We start from the raw sequence: 23,680 nt of genomic DNA, 5'->3' as shown, positions 1-23,680 counted from the left end.
AATAAACTGATGAAATATTGTTGTAAACAAGAAAAAACAATATTTCATCTCATAGTCTCGTTAAATATACATATGCATTTGTACTCAGCAAAGCGTAAAACCCATAATATAAAAAAAGGAGATCAATATGGTTTATTTACTCGCAATCATTGCACTTTTAATATCAATAATTTTAGTACCTTTGCTTATACCGACACTAAAGAGGATGAAATTTGGTCAAAGTATTAGAGAAGAAGGGCCAAGAAGTCATATGAAAAAAACAGGTACACCTACGATGGGTGGCTTAACATTCTTAATTAGTATTATAGTGACTTCTGTGTTAGCTATTATATTCATGGATAATTCTAATCCAATTATTTTATTATTGTTTGTAACTATTGGTTTCGGATTGATTGGATTTATCGATGATTATATTATCGTAGTTAAAAAAAATAATGAAGGTCTTACAAGTAAACAGAAATTTTTAGCACAAATTGGTATTGCAGTAATATTCTTTATTTTGAGCCAAGTTTTCCAATTAGCTAATTTTTCTACTGGTATTCATATTCCATTTACTAACATCGAATTACAGTTATCAGTTATTTATGTTATTTTTATTATATTTTGGCAAGTTGGTTTTTCAAATGCTGTAAATTTAACAGATGGTTTGGACGGATTAGCTACTGGCTTATCAATAATTGCATTTGTAATGTATGCAATTATGGCATTCGTTAACGGTGCCAATTCAATTGGCGTATTTTGTGTGATTATGATTTTTGCGTTACTAGGATTTTTACCATTTAACCTCAACCCAGCAAAAGTATTTATGGGGGATACAGGCAGTTTAGCGTTAGGTGGTATCTTTGCTACGATCTCAATCATGTTAAATCAAGAATTATCATTAATTTTTATTGGATTTGTATTCGTAGCAGAAACGTTATCAGTTATGATTCAAGTTACAAGCTATAAATTAACTGGTAAAAGAATCTTCAAAATGTCACCTTTACATCACCACTTCGAATTAGTAGGTTGGGATGAGCGGAAAGTAACAACGGTATTTTGGACAGTAGGACTTATCACAGGATTAATCGGTTTATGGATTGGAGTGCACTAACATGCTAAATTATACAGGCTTAGAGGGGAAAGATGTCTTAGTATTAGGGTTAGCAAAAAGTGGTTACGAAGCAGCAAAGTTATTGATGCAACTTGGCGCCAATGTAGTTGTTAATGATGGTAAAGATTTATCTCAAGACCCTCATGCTAAAGATTTAGAGGATATCGGAGTAAAAGTAATAGGTGGCGAACATCCACTGTCGTTATTAGACAATGAACCAATTATCTTTAAAAACCCTGGCATTTCTTATAAGGTACCTATTTTACAAGAAGCACAAGTACGAGGTTTAAAAATATTAACAGAAGTAGAATTAAGCTATTTAGTATCAGAGGCACCAATAATTGGCGTTACAGGCACTAATGGTAAAACAACAGTAACTTCATTAATTGGTGATATTTTTCAGAAAAGTAGACTTGCAGGCAGAATGTCAGGAAACATTGGTTATGTAGCTTCAAAAGTAGCACAAGAGGTTACTAAAAATGACTACCTTGTTACTGAATTATCATCTTTCCAATTATTAGGAATAGAACAATATAAACCACATATTGCAATTATTACAAACATATATTCTGCACATCTTGATTACCATGAATCGTTAGAAAACTATCAAAACGCAAAAAAGCAAATTTATAAAAACCAAGACGAAAATGATTATTTAATTTGTAATTATCATCAACGTCATTTAATTGAATCTGAGTCATTAAAAGCCAAAACTTTATACTTTTCGACTCAACAAGAAGTAAATGGTATCTATATAAAAGATGGCTATATCGTATTCAATGGTTTCAGAATTATTCATACTGATGATTTAGTTTTGCCAGGACAACACAACTTAGAAAATATTTTAGCAGCAGTTTTAGCAACTTTAATTGCTGGTGTACCAGTAAATGCAATCATTGCTAGTTTAACTACTTTCTCAGGAATTGAGCATAGATTGCAGTATATTGGAACGAATAAAACAAATAAATATTACAATGACTCTAAAGCTACGAATACTTTAGCGACTCAATTTGCACTTAACTCATTTAAACAACCTATTATTTGGTTGTGCGGTGGTTTAGACCGTGGTAACGGCTTTGATGAATTGATTCCTTATATGGAAAATGTTCGTGTAATGATTACTTTTGGTGAAACACAACAAAAGTTTGTGAAATTAGGCGAGAGTCAAGGTAAATACGTAATTAAAGCTATTGATATTAAAGATGCAGTTAAAAAAATTCAAGATATAATAGAGCCGAATGATGTAGTATTGTTATCTCCAGCATGCGCTAGTTGGGATCAATACAATACTTTTGAAGAGCGTGGTCAACAATTTATTGATAGTTTTAAAGCTCAATTACCTTCTTTTTAAGGATGTGACAAACATTGACCGATAAAGTAAGAACTTTTGACTCTGAATATTTACAAGAGAAGCGAGAACGAAGACGTAAAAGGCAAAAACAAATTCAATATATAGTTTTTGGTGTTTTATTATTTTTAATTATTATTTTTTTACTTTATATGTTTACATCGATTAGTAAAATTAGTAATGTCAAAATAGTAGGATATGATAACGTATCCAAAAATAAAATTGAAAAGATGGTTAATGTTAAATCGGATTCAAGGATGTACACTTATAGCACAAGAAAAGCTGAAAATAATTTAAAAAAACATAAGTTGATTAAAGATGCTGAAGTGAGAAAACATTTCCCAAATAAAATGACTGTTAAAGTGACTGAATATAAAATAGTAGGACTAGTTAAAAAGAAAGATGAGTATGTTCCAATTTTAGAAAACGGAAAACAACTAGATAGCTACAGTGGTACATCTACAGATGATGGTCCTATTTTAGATGGGTTTAAAAAAGGTAAACAAGAGAAGATGATCGAAGCACTAGCTAAAATGCCAACAAACGTACGTAACATGATTTCTGAAATCAAATACGATCCAAGTGATAACTCACAAAATCAGATTAAATTATATACTTCTGATAACTTACAAATTTTAGGTAATATCAAAACAATTGCTAAAAAGATGAAGTATTACCCACAAATGTCACAGTCATTAAAACGTAATGATGCTGGTGAATTAGTAAAGTCAGGGTACTTAGATTTAACTGTAGGTGCTTCTTTTATTCCATACTCTGATTCTACTTCTACAAAATCGGATAGTGACAAAGATGTAGAAAGGGGTACAGCTCAAGCTGACAAAGCAAAAGATGAGTTACAAAGTGCCTTAAACAAGATTAATCAGAACTCAAAAAAAAGTAATTAAAAAATTTTGACAAATACATGTGTTTATAGTTCACAAGCATGGCAACGTATTGTAAACTAAACATAGTGTAAAATAGAATAGTTAATGTCAGGAGGTGCCTATCTATGGAGGAACATTATTATGTAAGTATAGATATAGGTTCATCAAGTGTTAAAACAATTGTAGGCGAGAAATTTCACAATGGTATAAATGTGATAGGTACAGGACAAACCTACACTAGTGGTATAAAAAATGGTTTGATAGACGATTTTGATATAGCAAAACAAGCGATTAAAGATACAATTAAGAAAGCTTCAATTGCTTCAGGTGTAGATATAAAAGAAGTATTTTTAAAATTACCAATTATTGGTACTGAAGTTTATGACGAAACAAATGAAATAGAATTTTATGAAGATACTGAATTAGATGGTACACACGTTGAGAGTGCGTTAGAAGGTATTCGTGAAAAGAATGATGTACCAGAAACTGAAGTAATTAATGCATTTCCCATTAAATTTATAGTTGATGGCGATAATGAAGTATCAGACCCTAAAGAACTAATCGCTAGACATTCATTGAAAGTTGAAGCTGGCGTTATTGCAATACAACAATCTATATTGATCAACATGATCAAATGTGTAGAATCATGTGGCGTTGATGTATTGGATGTTTATTCAGACGCTTACAACTATAATTCGATACTGTCTGCCACTGAAAAAGAATTAGGTGCGTGTGTTATAGATATTGGGGAAGATGTAACGCAATTAGCATTTTATGAACGTGGAGAATTAGTTGACGCTGATTCGGTGGAAATGGGTGGACGCGATATTACAGAAGATGTTGCAGAAGCTTTTAATACCACATTCGAAACGGCAGAAAAGGTTAAACATCAATACGGTCATGCATTCTATGATTCAGCTTCAAGTCAAGACGTCTTTAATGTAGATCAAATTGATAGTGATGAAGAAGTACAATATACTCAAAAAGATTTGGCTGATATTATTGAAGCACGTGTTGAAGAAATTTTCTTAAGTGTGTTTGACGTCTTAGAAGAATTAGGCCTAACTAAAGTAAACGGTGGTTTTGTTGTTACTGGTGGTTCTGCTAATTTACTAGGTGTTAAAGAATTGTTACAAGATATGGTGAGTGAAAAAGTTAGAATACACACACCTTCTCAAATGGGAATTAGAAAACCGGAATTTTCTTCAGCAATTTCTACTATTTCTAGTAGCATTACTTTCGACGAATTATTAGATTATGTTACAATTAGTAATCATGGTAGTGATGAATTTGAAGAAGAAGTAATTGAATCAGATGATAAAGAAAATACTTCGAAATCCAGCGGATTTGATTGGTTTAAGAAAAAGTCAAATAAGCAGGAGGATGCTATTTCAGATGAATCTGAAGAAGCAAGCGTACATAAATCACCGGCATCTTCTCAGTCAATAGACGAGCATGAAGAGCAATATGAAGATGAGTATGTAGAGCAAAAGGATGAGCCTAAAGAACAAGAAGAAAGTAAATTTAAAAAACTGATGAAATCATTATTCGATTGATTGGCCATTTAAACTAGGAGGAAATATAAATGTTAGAATTTGAACAAGGATTTAATCATTTAGCGACACTAAAAGTCATCGGTGTAGGTGGTGGCGGTAATAACGCTGTTAACCGTATGATTGATCATGGAATGAACAATGTTGAATTCATTTCAATTAATACTGATGGACAAGCTTTGAACTTATCTAAAGCTGAATCTAAAATCCAAATTGGTGAAAAGTTAACACGTGGTTTGGGTGCAGGTGCTAATCCTGAAATTGGTAAAAAAGCAGCTGAAGAATCAAGAGAACAAATTGAAGATGCTATCCAAGGAGCGGATATGGTGTTCGTTACTGCCGGTATGGGTGGCGGTACTGGTACTGGTGCAGCTCCTGTTGTTGCTAAAATAGCAAAAGAAATGGGTGCATTAACAGTTGGTGTTGTAACGCGTCCATTTGGTTTCGAAGGACGTAAACGTCAAACTCAAGCTGCTGCTGGTGTTGAAGCTATGAAAGCTGCCGTTGACACATTGATTGTTATCCCTAATGACCGTTTATTAGATATCGTTGATAAATCAACGCCAATGATGGAAGCGTTCAAAGAAGCAGATAACGTTTTACGTCAAGGTGTTCAAGGTATTTCTGACTTAATCGCAGTTTCTGGTGAAGTAAACCTTGATTTTGCAGACGTTAAAACAATCATGTCTAACCAAGGTTCTGCATTAATGGGTATCGGTGTTTCTTCTGGAGAAAACCGTGCAGTAGAAGCAGCTAAAAAAGCAATTTCTTCACCATTATTAGAAACTTCAATCGTTGGTGCACAAGGGGTATTAATGAATATTACTGGTGGGGAATCACTATCATTATTTGAAGCTCAAGAAGCAGCAGATATTGTTCAAGATGCAGCTGATGAAGATGTAAATATGATCTTTGGTACTGTAATTAATCCTGAACTACAAGATGAAATTGTTGTAACTGTTATCGCAACAGGATTTGAAGACAAACCTTCAGTGCAAGGACGTAAATCTTCTAATACTGGATTTGGTTCTAGTGCAACAAGTTCTGCTAAGGATGATTCATTTGCTTCATCTAATTCAAATTCAACACAAGCTTCTGAGCCTAGTAGTGAAGCGAGAACTCATACTACTAATGAAGATGACATTCCAAGCTTCATTAGAAATAGAGAAGAAAGACGTTCTAGAAGAACTAGACGTTAATTGAGAGTTTTATACTGTAGTATTAAGTATAAATATGGTCACTAGAAAACAATTTTGACCATATTAATGTCATCAGATTTAACGATCTGATGACTTTTTTAATACTAAAATTCTTAAATTTAATTTTGCTGAGAAGCAATGAATAATTCGTTGGAGGCTTTAAACATGGCTGAGAAATTTATAAAATACAATCATGTATTATTATATGAAGATGAGCAAAATAAAGATATAACTATAGGCATAACAACGAGAGAACAAGGTAAGAGTCCATATCCTAGCGATGCCTTTAATATGGCGAGATACATTAATGATAATCCAAGCAATATAACTTCTCATCAAGAACAGCTTGCTGAAATTATTTCCTATCCAAGAGAAAATTGGGTATTTCCAATACAAACTCATGAAAATAATGTAGTAGAAATTACATCGCGAGATAAAGGTACCAATATAGACGTTTTAACGGATGATTTACATGGCGTAGACGGAATGTTCACTTATGAGTCAAACGTATTATTAACGATGTGTTATGCTGATTGTGTACCGATTTATTTTTATAGTAAGCAAAATCAGTTTATAGGATTAGCACATGCTGGATGGCGGGGAACAGTAGCTCAGATTGTTAATGAAATGCTTAAAAATGTTGATTTTGATCTTTCAGAATTAAACGTAGTTATAGGGCCTGCAACATCAAATTCATATGAAATTAATAACGATATTAAACAAAAATTTGATAAATTACCTATCGATTCTTCTAAGTATATTGAAACTAGAGATGAGAATCGTCATGGTATAGATTTGAAATTAGCGAATAAGTTATTACTAGAAAATTATGGTGTTCCTAAGGATAATATTTATATTACGCAATATGCAACTTCTGAAGAATTGACCATATTTTTCTCTTATAGAGTAGAAAAGGGTAATACTGGAAGAATGTTAGCTTTTATTGGACAATAGATTTAGAGGTGATTAGGTGACGGTACAGGAAAACTTAACGATAATACAAAATGAAATTTTAGCAGCAAGTGAGAGAAGAGGTTTTTCATTACAGCCTCACGTGATTGCAGTGACAAAATATGTTACAATAGAACGTGCTAATGAAGCATATAATGCAGGTATTAAACATTTCGGTGAAAACCGATTAGAAGGCTTTTTAGCTAAAAAAGAAGCTTTACCTGATGATTGTATCTTTCATTTTATTGGGTCGCTTCAAACGAGAAAAGTTAAAGAAGTGATAAACGAAGTTGATTATTTTCATGCATTAGATCGCTTAAAATTAGCACAAGAAATCAACAAGCGTGCACAACATAAAATCAAATGTTTCATTCAAGTCAATGTATCAGGTGAAGAATCGAAACATGGTATAAAGCTTGATGAAGTCAATGACTTTATTAATACTTTACAAGATTATGAGAACATTGAAGTCGTAGGTCTTATGACGATGGCGCCTTATACAGATGATGAGAATTATATAAAAGATTTGTTTCAAGGCTTAAAAGAAAAACAAATAGAAATAAATGAACTCAATTTAAAACATGCGCCATGTACAGAACTCTCAATGGGTATGAGTAATGATTTTCAACTCGCTACAGAAGTTGGTGCAACGTTTGTGAGAATTGGGACTAAACTTGTAGGAAAAGAGGAGTGAGCCCCATGGCTTTAAAAGATTTATTTAATGGATTTTTCGTAGTAGAAGAGGAAGAGGAAGAAGTAGAACCTTCCCAACAAAACAGACAACAAGCGCAGTCTCAAACGAATTACAATAATCAAACTAATTATAATGATCAAGCAAATTACGACAACACGGAGAATCAACGTTCAATTCAATCGGTACCTAAAAAGCAATCTACGCGTAATAACCAATCAAATGAACGTAGATACCAGTTAAATAATGCACCTAAAAACAATACAAGGAATGTTGTTAATATGAACCAAGAGCAGGATACTTTTAATACGATGCAAGAAAGCTCTAAAATGTGTTTATTTGAACCACGCGTATTTTCAGATACACAGGATATAGCTGATGAACTTAAAAATCGTCGTGCGACTTTAGTGAATTTACAACGAATCGATAAAGTATCAGCAAAACGTATTATTGATTTCCTAAGTGGTACAGTTTATGCAATTGGTGGAGATATACAACGTGTTGGTTCAGATATCTTTTTATGTACTCCAGACAACGTTGAAGTTGCTGGAAGTATTACGGACCAAATCGAAAATATGGAACAAGGCGAATAGAGGTTAGTCATTAATGAGTGCAGAAATATTAGCAAGTATATTTCATTTTATTTTAATTTTAGTACAAATATATTATTTCGGAATGATTGTATATTTCTTTATGTCATGGTTGCCAAATGCACGAGAAAACGCATTTGGACGATTTTTGGCAAAAATATATGAACCATTTTTAGAACCATTTCGTAAAATCATACCGCCAATTGGAATGATTGATATTTCATCAATTGCAGCTATCATTGCATTAGTATTATTCCAAAAAGGTTTAAATAGCATTTTTGCAATAATACTTAATAGTTTATATTAAAATGTGTTGTTTTTAATTTGAGTGAACAAAGCACCTAACGTATAATAGCGCGAGGTGCTTTGTGCTGTTATAGGAGTGATTTAAATAGATATATACCAACATTTTAGACGAGAAGAGCATGAAATTATTGATATATTGTTAGATAAATGTAATCAAGCTAATGAACAATATTCACCAGTATTGACTCATTTTCTTGACCCTAGAGGTCAATATATTTTAAAGGTGATCATAGGGAGTTTTGATGAATTAGAAGTTACGCTATTCGGCGGTCAATATAGTGAACGTAAGAGAGCGATTATTGCGCCTAGTTATTTTGAGCCACAAGAAGAAGATTTTGAAATTAGTTTAATAGAGATAGACTACCCTCAAAAATTTGTAACGCTACAACATCAAAATGTATTAGGAACGATTATGTCACTAGGTATCGAACGGGATCAATTGGGTGATATTATTGTCAATGAACGAATACAATTTACTTTGACAAAACAATTAGAATCTTATATTATATTACAATTAACGCGTATCAAAGGTGCGACAGTGGAACTTAATTCTATTCCATTTAATTCTATGATACAATCTAATGAGAATTGGAAATATTTTGAAGCAAATGTAAGTGGTTTAAGACTTGATGTAGTATTGAAAGATATTATTAGAAAGTCTCGTTCCATAGCTAAACAATTGATTGAAAAGAAAAAAGTTAAAGTCAATCATACCATTATTGATTCTGTTGATTTTCAATTAGCTAGTGATGATTTAATATCCGTGCAAGGATATGGCAGAGCAATGATAATAGAGATTGGTGGCAAAACAAAAAAAGATAAAGTGCATATATCTTACAAAACACTCTTTAAATAATGTATAATGACGTTATGTATAATTAAAGATGAACAAAGTATGTTAAAATGCATATTTTCTGACTAAATAAAATAGTGTATTATAGAGGGAGGATATCCAATGCCTTTTACACCAAATGAAATTAAAAGTAAGACATTTACTACTGTAAAAAATGGATTTGAACCTACTGAAGTTGAAAGTTATTTAGATCAACTTAGTACTGAAATTGAACGTCTGAAAGAAGATAAAAGACAATTAGAACAAGTAATTGAAGATAAAGAAACGAACATCCAATCATATAAAGATGTGCATCAATCTGTAAGTGATGCCCTTGTTCAAGCTCAACATGCAGGTGAAGAAACAAAAGCTGCAGCAACTAAAGATGCAGAAGCAACTGTTGCTAAAGCTCAGGCACAGGCTAACCAAATCGTTAACGATGCTATCGAAAAATCACGTAGATTATCTTTCCAAACTGAAGATATGAAGCGCCAATCTAAAATCTTTAGATCCCGTTTCCGTATGTTAGTAGAAGCTCAATTAGATTTGTTGAAGAGTGAAGATTGGGATTACTTATTAAATTACGATTTAGATTCAGCGCAAGTTACTGAAGAAAATATTAATCATTTACACGATAATGATTTAACAGAAGAAGAAAAAGCGATGAAAGCTCAAGCTGAGGCTGAGCAACAAGCCGTAACAGAAGATGTAGCGTCATCAGAATCAGATGATAGCACATCTAAATAATTTAGCAGACGCGTAAGTAACTGTAAGTATAATTCAGCGAATTAGGAATGGTGTGAGCCTAATATATACAAGTTACTTATATCACTGCTATACGACAATAAAAGATGTTTATGAGAGAACTCTAAGTTGAGTTAATCAGGGTGGTAACGCGGTTTAATCGTCCCTGTTAATTGAATTTAGAGTTCTTTTTTTAGTTTTAATTTTTTAGCAAAGTAGAAGGAGTGGAACCGATGGATTATAAAGAAACGTTATTAATGCCAAAAACAGATTTTCCAATGCGTGGAGGTCTGCCAAATAAAGAACCAAAAATCCAAGAAGAATGGGAAGCTAACAATATTTATTTCAAAGCATTAGCCCAAAATGAAGGAAATGCCTCATATATTCTACATGATGGTCCTCCATACGCGAATGGATCATTACACATGGGACACGCACTTAATAAAATACTAAAAGATATCATCGTACGATATAAAACGATGCAAGGATTTTACGCACCATATGTACCTGGTTGGGATACACATGGTTTACCAATTGAACAAGCATTGACTAAAAAAGGCGTTAAACGTAAAGAAATGTCAATTGCTGACTTTAGAAAAAAATGTGAAGAATTCGCATTAGAACAAATTGAACTGCAAAAGAAAGATTTTAAACGTCTTGGTGTACAAGGTGACTTTAACAACCCTTATATCACTTTAAAACCAGAATATGAAGCTGCTCAAATTCGCTTGTTTGGAGAGATGGCTGATAAAGGCTTAATTTACAAAGGTAAAAAACCAGTTTATTGGTCACCTTCAAGTGAGTCATCTTTAGCTGAAGCTGAAATTGAATACCATGATAAACGTTCGGCATCAATCTATGTAGCATTTAATGTTAAAGACGGTAAAGATGTTGTCGATAATAACGCTAAATTTATTATTTGGACAACTACACCATGGACTTTACCTTCAAATGTAGCTATAACTGTTCATCCTGAATTAACTTATGGTCAATATAACGTTAACGGTGAAAAATATATTATCGGCGAAGATCTTGTAAGTGATGTTGCAGAACAAATTGGTTGGAACGAAGAAGATATTACATTAGAAAAAGAATTTAAAGGTTCTGAGTTAGAATATGTAGAAACACAACATCCATTTGTAGACAGAACATCTCTAGTTATTAATGGTACGCACGTTACTACTGACGCTGGTACTGGTTGTGTTCATACGGCTCCAGGTCACGGGGAAGACGACTATATCGTATCTCAAAAATATGATTTACCAGTGATTAGTCCGGTAGATGATAAAGGTGTGTTCACTGAAGAAGCTGGACAATTTGCTGGACAATTTTATGATAAAGCTAATAAACCTATTACTGATTTATTAACTGAAAAAGGTGCACTATTAAAATTAGACTTCATTACACATAGTTATCCTCACGATTGGCGTACTAAGAAACCAGTTATCTTTAGAGCTACGCCACAATGGTTTGCTTCTATTGATAAAGTAAGAACGGATATCTTAGATGCGGTTGACCAAACTAACTTCAAAGTAGACTGGGGTAAAACACGTATTTACAATATGGTTCGTGATCGTGGTGAATGGGTAATTTCACGTCAACGTGTATGGGGTGTACCATTACCTGTGTTTTATGCTGAAAACGGCGATATTATCATGACTTCTGAAACAGTAAATCATGTAGCTGATTTATTTGAACAACACGGTTCCAATGTGTGGTTTGAAAGAGAAGCTAAAGATTTATTGCCAGAGGGATTCACTTACGATGGAAGTCCTAATGGTGAGTTTACGAAAGAAACGGACATCATGGATGTATGGTTCGACTCAGGTTCATCTCATAGAGGTGTGTTAGAAGTTAGACCAGAATTATCATTCCCAGCAGATTTATATCTTGAAGGTAGTGACCAATATCGTGGTTGGTTTAACTCTTCTATTACTACAGCGGTAGCAACTAGGGAACAATCGCCATATAAGATGTTATTATCTCATGGTTTCGTAATGGATGGCGAAGGTAAGAAAATGAGTAAATCATTAGGTAATACGATTGTACCGGAACAAATTATTAAACAAAAAGGTGCAGATATTGCACGTTTATGGGTAAGTAGTGTAGATTATTTAGCCGATGTACGTATTTCTGATGAAATCTTAAAGCAAACTTCAGATGTTTATAGAAAAATAAGAAACACACTAAGATTTATGTTAGGAAATATAAATGACTTTGATCCTCAGGTAAATGCAGTGCTTGAAGATGAGTTACTTGAGGTAGATAAGTACTTATTAAATAGATTGCGTGAATTTACTGCAAACACATTAGAACATTACGATAATTTCGATTATCTAGATATTTATCAAGAAGTACAAAACTTTATTAATGTTGAGTTAAGTAACTTCTATTTAGATTATGGTAAGGATATTCTATATATCGAAGCACGTGATGCGCATAAACGTCGTAGTATGCAAACAGTACTTTATCGTATCATTGTAGATATGACTAAATTATTAGCACCAATCTTGGCACACACTGCCGATGAAGTTTGGTCTCATATTCCTCATGTAACTGAGGATAGCGTGCATTTAACGCATATGCCTAAAGTAGAAAAAGTGGACTCAGCTTTATTAGAAAAGTGGAATAAGCTTATGAAATTACGCGATGATGTTAACCGTGCATTAGAAGTAGCGCGTAATGAGAAAGTAATTGGTAAATCATTAGAAGCTAAAGTTATTATCGGAGACAATGATAACTTTAAACCTTCTGAGTTCTTACAACAATTTTCAGATTTAGAACAATTGTTTATTACTTCTCAAGTTGAGGTTGCTTCTAACGTTGAAGGTGGAACAGCTTATCAATATGGAGATATTCGTATTGAACATGCAGAAGGTGAAAAATGTGAGCGTTGCTGGAATTACAGCACAGAATTAGGTTCAGTAGGCGAACTAGATCACTTATGTCCTAGATGCCAAGAAGTAGTCAAAACATTAGTTTAATAATAGACAATGACCTAGACAAATTTACTTTTAATAATTTGTCTAGGTTTTTAATTTGATGAAATTTTATATTAATAACTTCTATTTATGTAAAAATTAAATTAAAATGAAGCAAGTAAAACTTTATTACATAAACTCAAACTTTTTTTATAGTGGTGAGTAAGCTATAATGTATTATGTTGTAAAGTGATATAGGAGGCACAATCATGAAGCGTCAGTATTATATCGGCACTTCTTTATTTATCGCCGTACTTATTTTAATTTTGGACCAAGTAACAAAATTTATTATTGCAGCTTCTATGCGAATTGGCGATTATTTTGAAGTTATACCGGGTTTTTTAAACATTACATCACACCGTAACAACGGAGCTGCCTGGGGCATATTAAGTGGTAAAATGAGTTTCTTTTTTATTATTACAATAATTATTCTAGTCATTTTAGTAGTTTTTTATATTAAAGAAGCTAAAAATAATTTGTTTATGCAAATTGCCTTAAGTCTATTATTTGCCGGTGCATTAGGTAATTTTATTGACCGTGTACTTCATGGCGAAGTAGTGGATTTTATAGATACGTATATTTTTGGATATAATTTTCCAATTTTCAACGTAGCTGATTCAAGTTTAACAATAGGCGTAATACTAATCATCATAGCGCTTGTTACGGATGTTAAAAAAGGAAAATAGATAGGAGTATTTAATGACTACACATAATTTTAATATTGGAAGTTCAGCTGATGTAGGTCAGCGAATAGATAAGGTGTTGACTGAACTAAATTCGGATTGGTCACGTACACAAATGCAAGATTGGATCAAAGAAAAGCTAATTAAAGTTAACGGTAAAGATGTAAAATCAAATTATAAAGTAAAAATGAATGACAAAATTGAAGTTACTGAAAAAGAAATTGTCGAAGCGGACATCGTCCCAGAAAATTTAAATTTAGACATTTACTATGAAGATGACGATGTGGCAATTGTTTATAAACCAAAAGGTATGGTTGTGCATCCTTCAGCAGGTCATTATACAGGTACATTGGTGAATGGATTAATGTATCAAATGAAAAATCTTTCTGGTATCAATGGGGAAGTAAGACCAGGAATAGTGCATAGAATTGACAAAGATACTTCGGGTTTACTAATGGTGGCTAAAAATGATGTGGCACATAGAAGTTTAGTAGAACAACTTATAGACAAAACGGTAACGCGTAAATATACAGCACTTGTACACGGCAATATTCCACATGATTATGGTACTGTTGATGCGCCAATCGGTCGTAACAAGAACGACCGTCAATCAATGGACGTTGTTGATGATGGTAAAGAAGCTATCACACATTTTAATGTTAAAGAACATTTTAATAACTTTACTTTAATTGAATGCCAGTTAGAAACGGGACGTACACACCAAATTCGTGTGCACATGAAATATATTGGCTTTCCATTGGCTGGAGATCCCAAATATGGTCCTAGAAAGACTTTAGATCTAGATGGACAAGCATTACACGCCGGTATCATCGGTTTTGATCATCCGGTTACAAATGAATATATTGAAAAAAAAGCACCATTACCAGAGTCATTCACACAATTATTAGATGAATTGCGTCGTACAGATGTATAATCTTTAATTATTAACTATATAAATAAGCTGATTATTGACTTGCATATAAATGTAGGTTAAAATGGTGACAGTTTAATAAGAAATCGGTCATCTTTAATTGGGAGTCCAGAGAGGCTTCAAAGATATGAACCAAGAAAAAATATATTATAGTGTCTAATAAACATCTATTAATAAAGTAGTGTATTTTAAATGCACTAAGTATAATTTGAGATATCAACTGAGTTAAGCTCGTTATCGCTTGTTATACTTTGAGATTTTTTCTGGTAATACCTCATATCTTCAATTGAAGATATGGGGTTTTTTTAATATCTCAATGACTAAAAGAAAGTGGGTGTGCCTTATGACAGAACGTATTATTATGGACGAAGCAGGCATTCAAAGAACGGTTACACGTATTGCACACGAAATTTTAGAGTATAATAAAGGCACAGAAGACCTTATTTTAATAGGTATAAAAACACGTGGCGCTTTTTTGGCTAATAGAATCCAACAAAAAATCGCAATGATTGAATCTCAAGAAGTGCCAACTGGTACAATTGATATTACGCTATTTCGTGATGATTTAGAGCATGTAAATGATAGTAATGGTGACAAATCTTACGAAATTGGAGTCGATATTACAAACAAGATTGTGGTCATTATTGATGATGTTTTGTATACCGGCAGAACAGTAAGAGCTTCTTTAGATGCTATTTTACAACATGCTAGACCTAACAAAATTGGATTAGCAACGTTAGTAGATAGAGGACATAGAGAATTACCGATTAGAGCAGACTTTGTAGGTAAAAATATTCCTACTGCTCGTAATGAGGATGTTTCTGTCTATTTAGAAGAAATTGATAATAAAAATGCAGTAGTAATTGAATAGACCTTTTAAATCAGTACGAGAGACTGAAAAAGGGACAACCATAGATGCAAATCTATGGTTGCATTTATACCTATAGCTTTATGTTGAAGTTAGTTTAATATGACTTTCTTTAACTGTAAGGGTGTAAACTTTTTTAGTCTCTTTACATGAAAATATGTAAAGAGCTTTTTTTATGAGAGGAAGTGACAAATTATGAGAAATGAAGAAATGTTTGAAAGAACAGTCAAACCTGTTTTAGACGTGTGAGACAAACCTAAAATGGGACAATGGGCATTCTTAAGCACGCAACATCTATTTGCCATGTTTGGGTCGACTGTTTTAGTACCATTTCTCACAGGTTTGCCTATATCAGCAGCATTGCTTGCTTCAGGTATAGGCACGTTAATATACATACTCATCACTCAAGCCAAAATACCAGCCTATTTAGGTTCTAGTTTCGCGTTTATAACTCCGATTATTAGTGGACTTCATTCACACAGTTTAGGTGATATGTTAATTGCTTTATTTATGAGTGGCTTGATGTACGTCATCATAGGTATTGCAATTAGATTAAGTGGAACAGACTGGCTTATGCGGTTATTACCACCAGTCGTTGTAGGACCAGTAATCATGGTTATAGGTTTGAGCTTAGCTCCAACGGCTGTAAACATGGCAATGTACGAAAATGCTAGTGACATGAAAGGTTACAATTTAAGTTACTTAATCGTAGCGTTAGTCACTTTAATAGTAACAGTAATTGTACAAGGATTTTTCAAAGGCTTCCTTTCTTTAATACCAGTGTTAATCGGTATTGTCGCTGGTTATATAGTTGCTTCATTTATGGGAATCGTTCATTTTAGCACTATTGTTAAAGCTAAATGGTTACAACTACCAGATATATATTTACCGTTTAAAGATTATCATCCATCGTTTCATCTAGGGCTCGTCTTAGTCATGGTCCCCATTGTGTTTGTGACGGTCAGTGAACACATAGGCCACCAAATGGTCATTAATAAAATAGTAGGCAAAAACTTTTTCAAGGATCCTGGTTTAGATAAATCAATAATTGGAGATGGTGTTTCAACGATGGTAGCAAGTGTTATCGGTGGCCCACCAAGTACAACTTATGGTGAAAACATCGGCGTTTTAGCTATTACTAAAATTTATAGTATTTATGTTATTGGTGGCGCTGCAATCATAGCAATCATCTTAGGATTTATAGGGAAGTTTACCGCACTAATTTCATCAATTCCTACGCCCGTTATGGGTGGTGTGTCGATTCTATTATTTGGTATTATCGCTTCAAGCGGATTACGGATGTTAGTCGAGAGTGAAATTGATTTCGCTCAAAATCGCAATTTAGTTATCGCTTCTGTTATTCTCGTTGTCGGTGTAGGTAATTTAATGTTAAATCTCAAACCGATAGGCGTAAATTTACAAATAGAAGGTATGGCGTTAGCTGCTTTATCTGGCATTATCCTAAACCTAATTTTGCCAAAGCAATCAACGTAAAATAATTAAAGTGAATTAGGAGGCTGACGATGCAACAATTATTATCTATGGAACACCTTACTACAAAAGAAATTTATCATCTCATTCAAGAAGCTTGTCAATTTAAAGAACAAAATATTACAGTACCACAATATAGTAATCAATTTGTAGCTAACTTATTCTTTGAGAATTCTACGCGTACTAAAAGTAGTTTTATCGTCTCAGAACAAAAGTTAGGATTAAATTTAGTCGATTTTGAAACGACAACTTCTTCAATACAAAAAGGTGAATCTCTGTATGACACTTGTAAGACTTTAGAAAGTATAGGTGTAGATTTACTCGTTATTAGACATTTTCAAAATGCTTATTATGAGGAATTAGAAAATATAAATATACCTATTATTAACGCTGGAGATGGTAGTGGACAACACCCGACTCAAAGTTTACTTGATTTAATGACGATTTATGAGTCTTTCGCCTCGTTTGAAGGTCTAAATATCGTGATTTGTGGCGATATTAAAAATTCGCGTGTAGCAAGAAGTAATTATTATAGTCTACGTGCATTAGGCGCTAATGTAATGTTCTCAAGTCCTAATGCTTGGAAAGATGACACACTTGAAGCACCATATGTAGATATAGACGATGTGATTGAAGAAGTAGACATCGTCATGTTGTTAAGGGTGCAACACGAACGACACAATAATGATGAAGTCTTATTATTTGAGTCTCACGATTATCATAAACTTTTTGGTCTAACAGTAGAACGTTACAATCGATTAAAACAGCAAGCGATAGTGATGCATCCAGCCCCTGTTAATAGAGGCATAGAGATAGATAGTTCATTAGTTGAAGCGCCTAAGTCGCGTATTTTCCAACAAATGAAAAACGGCATGTATTTACGCATGGCAGTTATAGACCAAGTTTTACAAACGAAAGGGGAAAAATAATATGAAACTAATAACAAACGCTAAAGTATTAAATAATGGAGAGTTACAAGAAAGTTCGATTTTAATAGATGGTAAGCATATTAAACAAATCGCGCAAAACATTGAAGTTAATCAAGACGTAGAAGTTATAGATGCACAAGGTCAATTCGTTGCACCTGGATTAGTAGATGTTCACGTTCATTTAAGAGAACCTGGTGGCGAACATAAAGAAACAATAGCTACAGGTACTAAAGCAGCCGCTAGAGGTGGTTTTACTACAGTATGCCCAATGCCCAATACACGTCCAGTACCAGACAATGTCGAAAATATAAATGCATTAAATAACATCATTGATAACAATGCAAGTGTCAGAGTATTACCATATGCATCTATTACTGTGAGACAAGCTGGCAAGGAACATGTCGATTTTAAAGCTTTAGCGGAAAATGGCGCATTTGCATTTACAGATGATGGCGTAGGTGTTCAAACAGCTAGTATGATGTATGAAGCAATGCAAAAAGCGGCAAAAGTAAATAAAGCAATTGTGGCTCACTGTGAAGATAATAGTTTAATCTATGGTGGTGCTATGCACGAGGGAAAAAGAAGTGAAGAATTAAATATCCCCGGTATTCCTAATGTTTGTGAAGCAGTGCAAATAGCTAGAGACGTACTGTTAGCTGAAGCTGCAAATGCACATTACCATGTGTGCCATGTATCGACTAAAGAAAGTGTACGAGTAATAAGAGATGCTAAAAAGGCAGGTATTAAAGTAACTGCAGAGGTAACGCCACACCATTTACTTTTAACAGAAGATGATGTACCAGGTGATAATGCTATTTATAAGATGAACCCACCATTAAGAAGTAAAGAAGATAGACAAGCATTAATAAATGCATTAGAAGATGGCACGATTGATTGTATAGCTACAGACCACGCACCACATGCTAGGGAAGAAAAAGAGCAACCAATGGTAAAAGCACCATTTGGTATCGTAGGCAGTGAAACAGCATTTCCATTGCTATATACTCACTTTGTTAAAAATGGCTTTTGGTCATTACAACAACTTGTTGATTACTTAACAATAAAACCTGCACAAACGTTTGACTTACCATATGGCAGGCTAGAAGAAGGCAGCTTAGCAGATTTAACAATTATTAATTTAGATAAAAAAACTGAAATCAGAGCTGAGGACTTTCATTCAAAAGCTTCTAATACGCCATTTATAGGTTACCAAGTATACGGTACGCCAGTATTAACAATGGTAGATGGTGAAGTTAAATTTAAGGAGGAACTGTAATGTTACAAAAACGCTATCTTGTTCTTGAAGACGGTTCATATTATGAAGGATATAAATTAGGTTCTGACGATTTAACAATAGGTGAAATTGTTTTTAATACTGCAATGACAGGATATCAAGAAACGATTTCAGATCCATCTTACACAGGTCAAATTATTACATTTACTTATCCATTAATTGGAAATTATGGCATTAATCGCGATGATTTTGAATCACTTGCGTTAACATTAAACGGTGTAGTAGTTAAAGAAGCAAGTAAAAATCCAAGTAACTTTAGACACCAAAAAACATTACACGAAGTCTTAGTTGAATATAAAGTGCCCGGTATTTCGGGTGTGGATACAAGAAGTATCACTCGTAAAATTAGACAACATGGTGTGTTAAAAGCTGCATTCACTGATGATAAAAATGAAATTGAGCGTTTAGTAGCGCAATTACAAACAGTAAAATTACCACGTAACGAAGTTTCTACTGTATCTACTAAAACACCGTATATTTCTACTGGTTACCACTACAGTGTTGTGCTAGTAGATTTTGGTAAAAAGGAAAATATCGTGAGGGAATTAAATGCACGAGGTTGTAACGTGACCGTAGTACCATATGATACGTCTGCAGAAGCTATCATTAGAATGTCTCCCGATGGTGTGATGTTATCCAATGGCCCTGGTGATCCAGAAGAAGTGCAGGTAGCGGTTGCAATGATTCAAAATATTTTAGGTAAAATACCATTTTTTGGTATTTGTCTAGGCCATCAGTTATTTGCACTATCACAAGGTGCTACATCATTCAAAATGAAATTTGGTCATCGCGGTGCTAACCACCCAGTTAAAGATTTGAAAACTGGCAAAGTTGCTTTAACAAGTCAAAATCATGGTTATGCTATAGATAAAGAGTCACTAGCGCAAACTGATTTGGAAATTACACATATAGCAATAAATGACGGTACAGTTGAAGGATTAAGACACAAACATTTGCCGGCATTTTCAGTACAATATCACCCTGAAGCTTGTCCAGGACCGTCTGATTCTAACTATCTATTTGATGAGTTTATAGAAATGATTAATGAATTTAAAGTGAAGGAGGGTATGACAAATGCCTAAACGTAATGATATTAAATCTATATTAGTAATAGGTTCTGGTCCAATTATTATTGGACAAGCTGCGGAATTTGACTATGCAGGCACACAAGCTTGTTTAGCATTAAAAGAAGAAGGTTACAAAGTTATACTCGTTAACTCGAACCCAGCTACAATCATGACGGATAAAGAAGTAGCAGATAAAGTTTATATCGAGCCATTAACACATGATTTTATTGCTCGTATAATTCGAAAAGAGCAACCGGATGCTTTACTTCCAACATTAGGTGGTCAAACAGGCCTTAACATGGCAATTCAATTGCATGATAGTGGCGTACTTGAAACGAATAATGTGCAATTATTAGGAACAGAATTAAATTCAATTCAACAAGCTGAGGACAGAGAATTATTTAGAACATTAATGAATGACTTGAATGTACCGGTGCCTGAAAGTGACATCGTTAATACTGTAGAACAAGCTTTCCACTTTAAGGAGCAAGTAGGCTATCCATTAATCGTAAGACCTGCATTTACTATGGGAGGTACCGGTGGCGGTATTTGTCATAATGACGAAGAATTACATGAAATCGTCTCAAATGGTTTACATTATAGCCCAGCTACACAATGTTTAATTGAAAAATCAATCGCTGGATTTAAAGAGATTGAATATGAAGTAATGCGTGATAAAAATGATAATGCCATCGTAGTGTGTAATATGGAAAATATTGATCCTGTAGGTATTCATACAGGAGATTCAGTAGTAGTTGCACCAAGTCAAACTTTATCGGATATTGAATATCAAATGCTTAGAGACGTATCGTTGAAGGTTATACGTGCATTGGGTATCGAAGGTGGCTGTAATGTTCAGTTAGCGTTAGATCCTCACTCTATGAATTATTATATTATCGAAGTAAACCCACGTGTTTCTCGTTCATCTGCGTTAGCTTCTAAGGCAACTGGTTATCCAATCGCAAAATTAGCAGCAAAAATTGCCGTTGGCTTAACATTAGATGAAATGTTGAACCCAGTAACAGGTACTTCGTACGCGGCATTTGAACCCGCTTTAGATTATGTAATTTCTAAAATTCCACGTTTTCCATTCGATAAATTTGAAAAAGGTGAACGTGTGCTAGGAACTCAAATGAAAGCTACGGGCGAAGTCATGGCTATTGGTAGAACTTATGAAGAATCACTATTAAAAGCTATTCGTTCATTAGAATATGGTGTACACCATTTAGGATTACCAAATGGCGAGACTTTTGATTTGTCTTATATTAAAGAAAGAATACAAGACCAAGATGATGAACGCTTATTCTTTATTGGAGAAGCCATTCGTCGAGGAACAACATTAGAAGAAATACATGAATTAACAAAAATCGACTATTTCTTCTTAAATAAATTTCAACATATTATCGATATTGAACATGACTTGAAAGCGAATAAAGGCGATATTGATTATTTAAAATTTGCTAAAAATTATGGTTTCAGTGACCGTGTTATTGCACATAGATTTGATATGACAGAAGAAGAAGTCTATGCATTAAGACAAGAAAATGGTATTCAACCTGTATATAAAATGGTCGACACTTGTGCAGCTGAATTTGAATCGACAACACCTTATTATTACGGTACTTATGAACATGAAAATGAGTCAATCGTGACTGATAAAGAAAAAATCTTAGTATTAGGTTCTGGTCCGATTCGTATCGGTCAAGGTGTGGAATTTGACTATGCGACAGTTCACGCTGTATGGGCGATACAAGATGCAGGCTATGAGGCAATTATCGTTAACAATAACCCTGAAACTGTGTCTACTGACTTTTCAATTTCAGATAAACTTTATTTCGAACCTTTAACCGAAGAAGATGTCATGAATATTATTGATTTAGAACAACCGAGCGGCGTTGTTGTCCAATTCGGTGGTCAAACAGCGATTAACTTAGCGGACAAATTAAGCAATAAAGGTGTCAAAATTTTAGGAACTTCATTAGATGATTTAAATCGAGCAGAAGATAGAAAAGAGTTTGAAGCATTGTTGCATACGATTGATGTGCCACAACCTAAAGGTAAAACCGCGACTTCACCTGTGGAAGCATTAACAAATGCACGCGAGATAGGTTATCCAGTCGTAGTTAGACCATCATACGTTCTTGGTGGTAGAGCAATGGAAATCGTCAATAGTGATGATGAACTTGAAAATTATATGAACCAAGCAGTTAAAGCAAGTCCAGATCATCCAGTGTTGGTAGATAGATATTTAACTGGTAAAGAAATAGAAGTAGATGCTATTTCAGATGGTGAAACAGTAATTATTCCAGGTATTATGGAGCACATTGAACGTGCGGGTGTACACTCTGGAGATTCTATTGCTGTTTATCCACCACAAACATTGACTCAAAATGAGATTTATACGCTTGAAGATTTTACAATTCGTTTAGCTAAAGGCTTAAATATTGTAGGTTTAATTAATATCCAATTTGTAATAGCACACGATGGCGTATATGTACTAGAAGTAAATCCAAGATCTAGCCGTACAGTACCATTCTTAAGTAAAATTACAGACATCCAAATGGCACAATTAGCTATGCGTGCGATTATCGGCGATAAATTAAAAGATTTAGGCTTCAAAGAAGGTATTCAACCTTATACTGAAGGCGTATTTGTTAAGGCACCGGTATTCAGCTTTAATAAATTGAAAAACGTTGATATTACGCTCGGACCTGAAATGAAATCAACTGGAGAGGTCATGGGTAAAGACTTAACAATGGAAAAAGCATTGTATAAAGGTCTTACAGCTAGTGGTGTTGAAGTAAAAGACCATGGTACAGTCTTGATTACAGTTAGTGATAAAGATAAAGAAGAAATTATTGATATCGCTAATAGATTACATGAAGTTGGCTATAGAATATTAGCTACACAAGGGACAGCTTCGAAATTAGCTGAGCAAGATATTCCAGCTGAAATTGTTGGTAAAATTGGTAACGAAGATGACTTGTTGACACGTATCCAAAACGAAGAAGTTCAAATAGTTATTAATACGATGACTAAAGGTAAAGAGGTCGAAAGAGATGGCTTCCAAATTAGACGAACTACCGTTGAAAATGGCATTCCTTGTCTTACTTCACTAGATACTGCTAACGCTTTAACAAATGTTATCGAAAGCATGACATTTAACATGGCAAATATGTAATTTAATATAAAATGTAGTTATTACAATGTTTAAATTTTATACAAGTTAAGTGAGGAGGGCCTAT

General features: G+C 33.8%; 19 protein-coding genes and 1 pseudogene. All 20 read left to right on the top strand.

Annotated features, from left to right (window positions below):
- Positions 1 to 127: 127 nt before the first annotated feature.
- The 20 genes and pseudogenes from mraY to carB all read left to right on the top strand — a co-directional run bounded on the left by mraY (position 128) and on the right by carB (position 23,616).
- On the top strand, positions 128 to 1,093 hold the full coding sequence (gene mraY, locus ISP02_RS07840) for a phospho-N-acetylmuramoyl-pentapeptide-transferase (RefSeq protein ID WP_195721021.1): 966 nt from the start codon (positions 128 to 130) through the stop codon (positions 1,091 to 1,093).
- 1 nt (position 1,094) lies between these two features.
- Positions 1,095 to 2,444, top strand: a complete 1,350-nt coding sequence (murD, locus tag ISP02_RS07835) for a UDP-N-acetylmuramoyl-L-alanine--D-glutamate ligase (RefSeq protein WP_195721020.1) — start codon at positions 1,095 to 1,097, stop codon at positions 2,442 to 2,444.
- Positions 2,445 to 2,458: 14 nt separating this feature from the next.
- Positions 2,459 to 3,346 carry a cell division protein FtsQ/DivIB gene (locus tag ISP02_RS07830; protein ID WP_195721019.1) on the top strand — a complete coding sequence of 296 codons (888 nt, stop codon included), beginning with the start codon at positions 2,459 to 2,461 and terminating at the stop codon, positions 3,344 to 3,346.
- A 104-nt stretch (positions 3,347 to 3,450) separates the two neighbouring features.
- Positions 3,451 to 4,881 (top strand): cell division protein FtsA, encoded by a 1,431-nt coding sequence (gene ftsA / locus ISP02_RS07825; protein ID WP_195721018.1) that lies wholly within the window; start codon positions 3,451 to 3,453, stop codon positions 4,879 to 4,881.
- A gap of 29 nt (positions 4,882 to 4,910) precedes the next feature.
- Positions 4,911 to 6,077 carry a cell division protein FtsZ gene (gene ftsZ, locus ISP02_RS07820; protein ID WP_195721017.1) on the top strand — a complete coding sequence of 389 codons (1,167 nt, stop codon included), beginning with the start codon at positions 4,911 to 4,913 and terminating at the stop codon, positions 6,075 to 6,077.
- Positions 6,078 to 6,242: 165 nt separating this feature from the next.
- Entirely contained in the window at positions 6,243 to 7,031 is a 789-nt protein-coding gene (gene pgeF / locus ISP02_RS07815; protein WP_195721016.1) for a peptidoglycan editing factor PgeF, read from the top strand.
- A 16-nt stretch (positions 7,032 to 7,047) separates the two neighbouring features.
- Positions 7,048 to 7,722 (top strand): YggS family pyridoxal phosphate-dependent enzyme, encoded by a 675-nt coding sequence (locus ISP02_RS07810; protein ID WP_195721015.1) that lies wholly within the window; start codon positions 7,048 to 7,050, stop codon positions 7,720 to 7,722.
- A gap of 5 nt (positions 7,723 to 7,727) precedes the next feature.
- Complete coding sequence (locus tag ISP02_RS07805) at positions 7,728 to 8,312, top strand: cell division protein SepF (RefSeq protein ID WP_195721014.1); 585 nt, start codon at positions 7,728 to 7,730, stop codon at positions 8,310 to 8,312.
- A 13-nt stretch (positions 8,313 to 8,325) separates the two neighbouring features.
- A complete protein-coding gene (locus ISP02_RS07800) occupies positions 8,326 to 8,616 on the top strand; it encodes a YggT family protein (RefSeq protein WP_195721013.1) in 291 nt (96 codons plus the stop codon).
- Between the two features lie 84 nt (positions 8,617 to 8,700).
- Complete coding sequence (locus ISP02_RS07795; protein ID WP_195721849.1) at positions 8,701 to 9,471, top strand: YlmH family RNA-binding protein; 771 nt, start codon at positions 8,701 to 8,703, stop codon at positions 9,469 to 9,471.
- Positions 9,472 to 9,570: 99 nt separating this feature from the next.
- Positions 9,571 to 10,194, top strand: a complete 624-nt coding sequence (locus ISP02_RS07790) for a DivIVA domain-containing protein (RefSeq protein WP_195721012.1) — start codon at positions 9,571 to 9,573, stop codon at positions 10,192 to 10,194.
- Positions 10,195 to 10,424: 230 nt separating this feature from the next.
- Positions 10,425 to 13,175 (top strand): isoleucine--tRNA ligase, encoded by a 2,751-nt coding sequence (gene ileS, locus ISP02_RS07785; protein ID WP_195721011.1) that lies wholly within the window; start codon positions 10,425 to 10,427, stop codon positions 13,173 to 13,175.
- A 206-nt stretch (positions 13,176 to 13,381) separates the two neighbouring features.
- Entirely contained in the window at positions 13,382 to 13,858 is a 477-nt protein-coding gene (lspA, locus tag ISP02_RS07780; RefSeq protein WP_195721010.1) for a signal peptidase II, read from the top strand.
- 13 nt (positions 13,859 to 13,871) lie between these two features.
- Positions 13,872 to 14,789, top strand: a complete 918-nt coding sequence (locus ISP02_RS07775; RefSeq protein WP_195721009.1) for an RluA family pseudouridine synthase — start codon at positions 13,872 to 13,874, stop codon at positions 14,787 to 14,789.
- A 340-nt stretch (positions 14,790 to 15,129) separates the two neighbouring features.
- Positions 15,130 to 15,657: a bifunctional pyr operon transcriptional regulator/uracil phosphoribosyltransferase PyrR gene (gene pyrR, locus ISP02_RS07770; protein WP_195721008.1), complete on the top strand. Its 528-nt coding sequence runs from the start codon at positions 15,130 to 15,132 to the stop codon at positions 15,655 to 15,657.
- Positions 15,658 to 15,849: 192 nt separating this feature from the next.
- Positions 15,850 to 17,148: pseudogene (locus ISP02_RS07765) on the top strand (uracil-xanthine permease family protein).
- A 29-nt stretch (positions 17,149 to 17,177) separates the two neighbouring features.
- On the top strand, positions 17,178 to 18,074 hold the full coding sequence (locus ISP02_RS07760) for an aspartate carbamoyltransferase catalytic subunit (RefSeq protein ID WP_195721007.1): 897 nt from the start codon (positions 17,178 to 17,180) through the stop codon (positions 18,072 to 18,074).
- Between the two features lies 1 nt (position 18,075).
- Positions 18,076 to 19,350: a dihydroorotase gene (locus ISP02_RS07755; RefSeq protein WP_195721006.1), complete on the top strand. Its 1,275-nt coding sequence runs from the start codon at positions 18,076 to 18,078 to the stop codon at positions 19,348 to 19,350.
- Positions 19,350 to 20,450, top strand: a complete 1,101-nt coding sequence (locus ISP02_RS07750) for a carbamoyl phosphate synthase small subunit (RefSeq protein ID WP_195721005.1) — start codon at positions 19,350 to 19,352, stop codon at positions 20,448 to 20,450. The genes ISP02_RS07755 and ISP02_RS07750 overlap by 1 nt, the downstream gene beginning before the upstream one ends.
- Positions 20,443 to 23,616, top strand: coding sequence for a carbamoyl-phosphate synthase large subunit (gene carB / locus ISP02_RS07745; protein ID WP_195721004.1), 3,174 nt, complete (start codon positions 20,443 to 20,445; stop codon positions 23,614 to 23,616). Before ISP02_RS07750 ends, carB begins: the two co-directional genes overlap by 8 nt.
- Positions 23,617 to 23,680 lie beyond the last annotated feature (64 nt).

Source organism: Staphylococcus durrellii (assembly GCF_015594545.1).
GTDB classification, from domain to species: Bacteria; Bacillota; Bacilli; order Staphylococcales; family Staphylococcaceae; genus Staphylococcus; species Staphylococcus durrellii.
The sequence above is the reverse complement of the archived record's forward strand: the minus strand, read 5'-3'. Positions and strand labels throughout refer to the sequence as shown.

Excerpts from the sequence above, each read along its gene's own strand:
- pyrR (WP_195721008.1), top strand. The coding sequence starts at position 15,130 with ATGACAGAACGTATTATTATGGACGAAGCAGGCATTCAAAGAACGGTT.
- ISP02_RS07760 (WP_195721007.1), top strand. The coding sequence starts at position 17,178 with ATGCAACAATTATTATCTATGGAACACCTTACTACAAAAGAAATTTAT.
- ISP02_RS07800 (WP_195721013.1), top strand. The coding sequence starts at position 8,326 with ATGAGTGCAGAAATATTAGCAAGTATATTTCATTTTATTTTAATTTTA.
- ISP02_RS07775 (WP_195721009.1), top strand. The coding sequence starts at position 13,872 with ATGACTACACATAATTTTAATATTGGAAGTTCAGCTGATGTAGGTCAG.
- ISP02_RS07805 (WP_195721014.1), top strand. The coding sequence starts at position 7,728 with ATGGCTTTAAAAGATTTATTTAATGGATTTTTCGTAGTAGAAGAGGAA.
- pgeF (WP_195721016.1), top strand. The coding sequence starts at position 6,243 with ATGGCTGAGAAATTTATAAAATACAATCATGTATTATTATATGAAGAT.
- ftsA (WP_195721018.1), top strand. The coding sequence starts at position 3,451 with ATGGAGGAACATTATTATGTAAGTATAGATATAGGTTCATCAAGTGTT.
- murD (WP_195721020.1), top strand. The coding sequence starts at position 1,095 with ATGCTAAATTATACAGGCTTAGAGGGGAAAGATGTCTTAGTATTAGGG.
- carB (WP_195721004.1), top strand. The coding sequence starts at position 20,443 with ATGCCTAAACGTAATGATATTAAATCTATATTAGTAATAGGTTCTGGT.
- ftsZ (WP_195721017.1), top strand. The coding sequence starts at position 4,911 with ATGTTAGAATTTGAACAAGGATTTAATCATTTAGCGACACTAAAAGTC.
- ISP02_RS07790 (WP_195721012.1), top strand. The coding sequence starts at position 9,571 with ATGCCTTTTACACCAAATGAAATTAAAAGTAAGACATTTACTACTGTA.
- lspA (WP_195721010.1), top strand. The coding sequence starts at position 13,382 with ATGAAGCGTCAGTATTATATCGGCACTTCTTTATTTATCGCCGTACTT.
- ISP02_RS07755 (WP_195721006.1), top strand. The coding sequence starts at position 18,076 with ATGAAACTAATAACAAACGCTAAAGTATTAAATAATGGAGAGTTACAA.
- ileS (WP_195721011.1), top strand. The coding sequence starts at position 10,425 with ATGGATTATAAAGAAACGTTATTAATGCCAAAAACAGATTTTCCAATG.
- ISP02_RS07750 (WP_195721005.1), top strand. The coding sequence starts at position 19,350 with ATGTTACAAAAACGCTATCTTGTTCTTGAAGACGGTTCATATTATGAA.
- mraY (WP_195721021.1), top strand. The coding sequence starts at position 128 with ATGGTTTATTTACTCGCAATCATTGCACTTTTAATATCAATAATTTTA.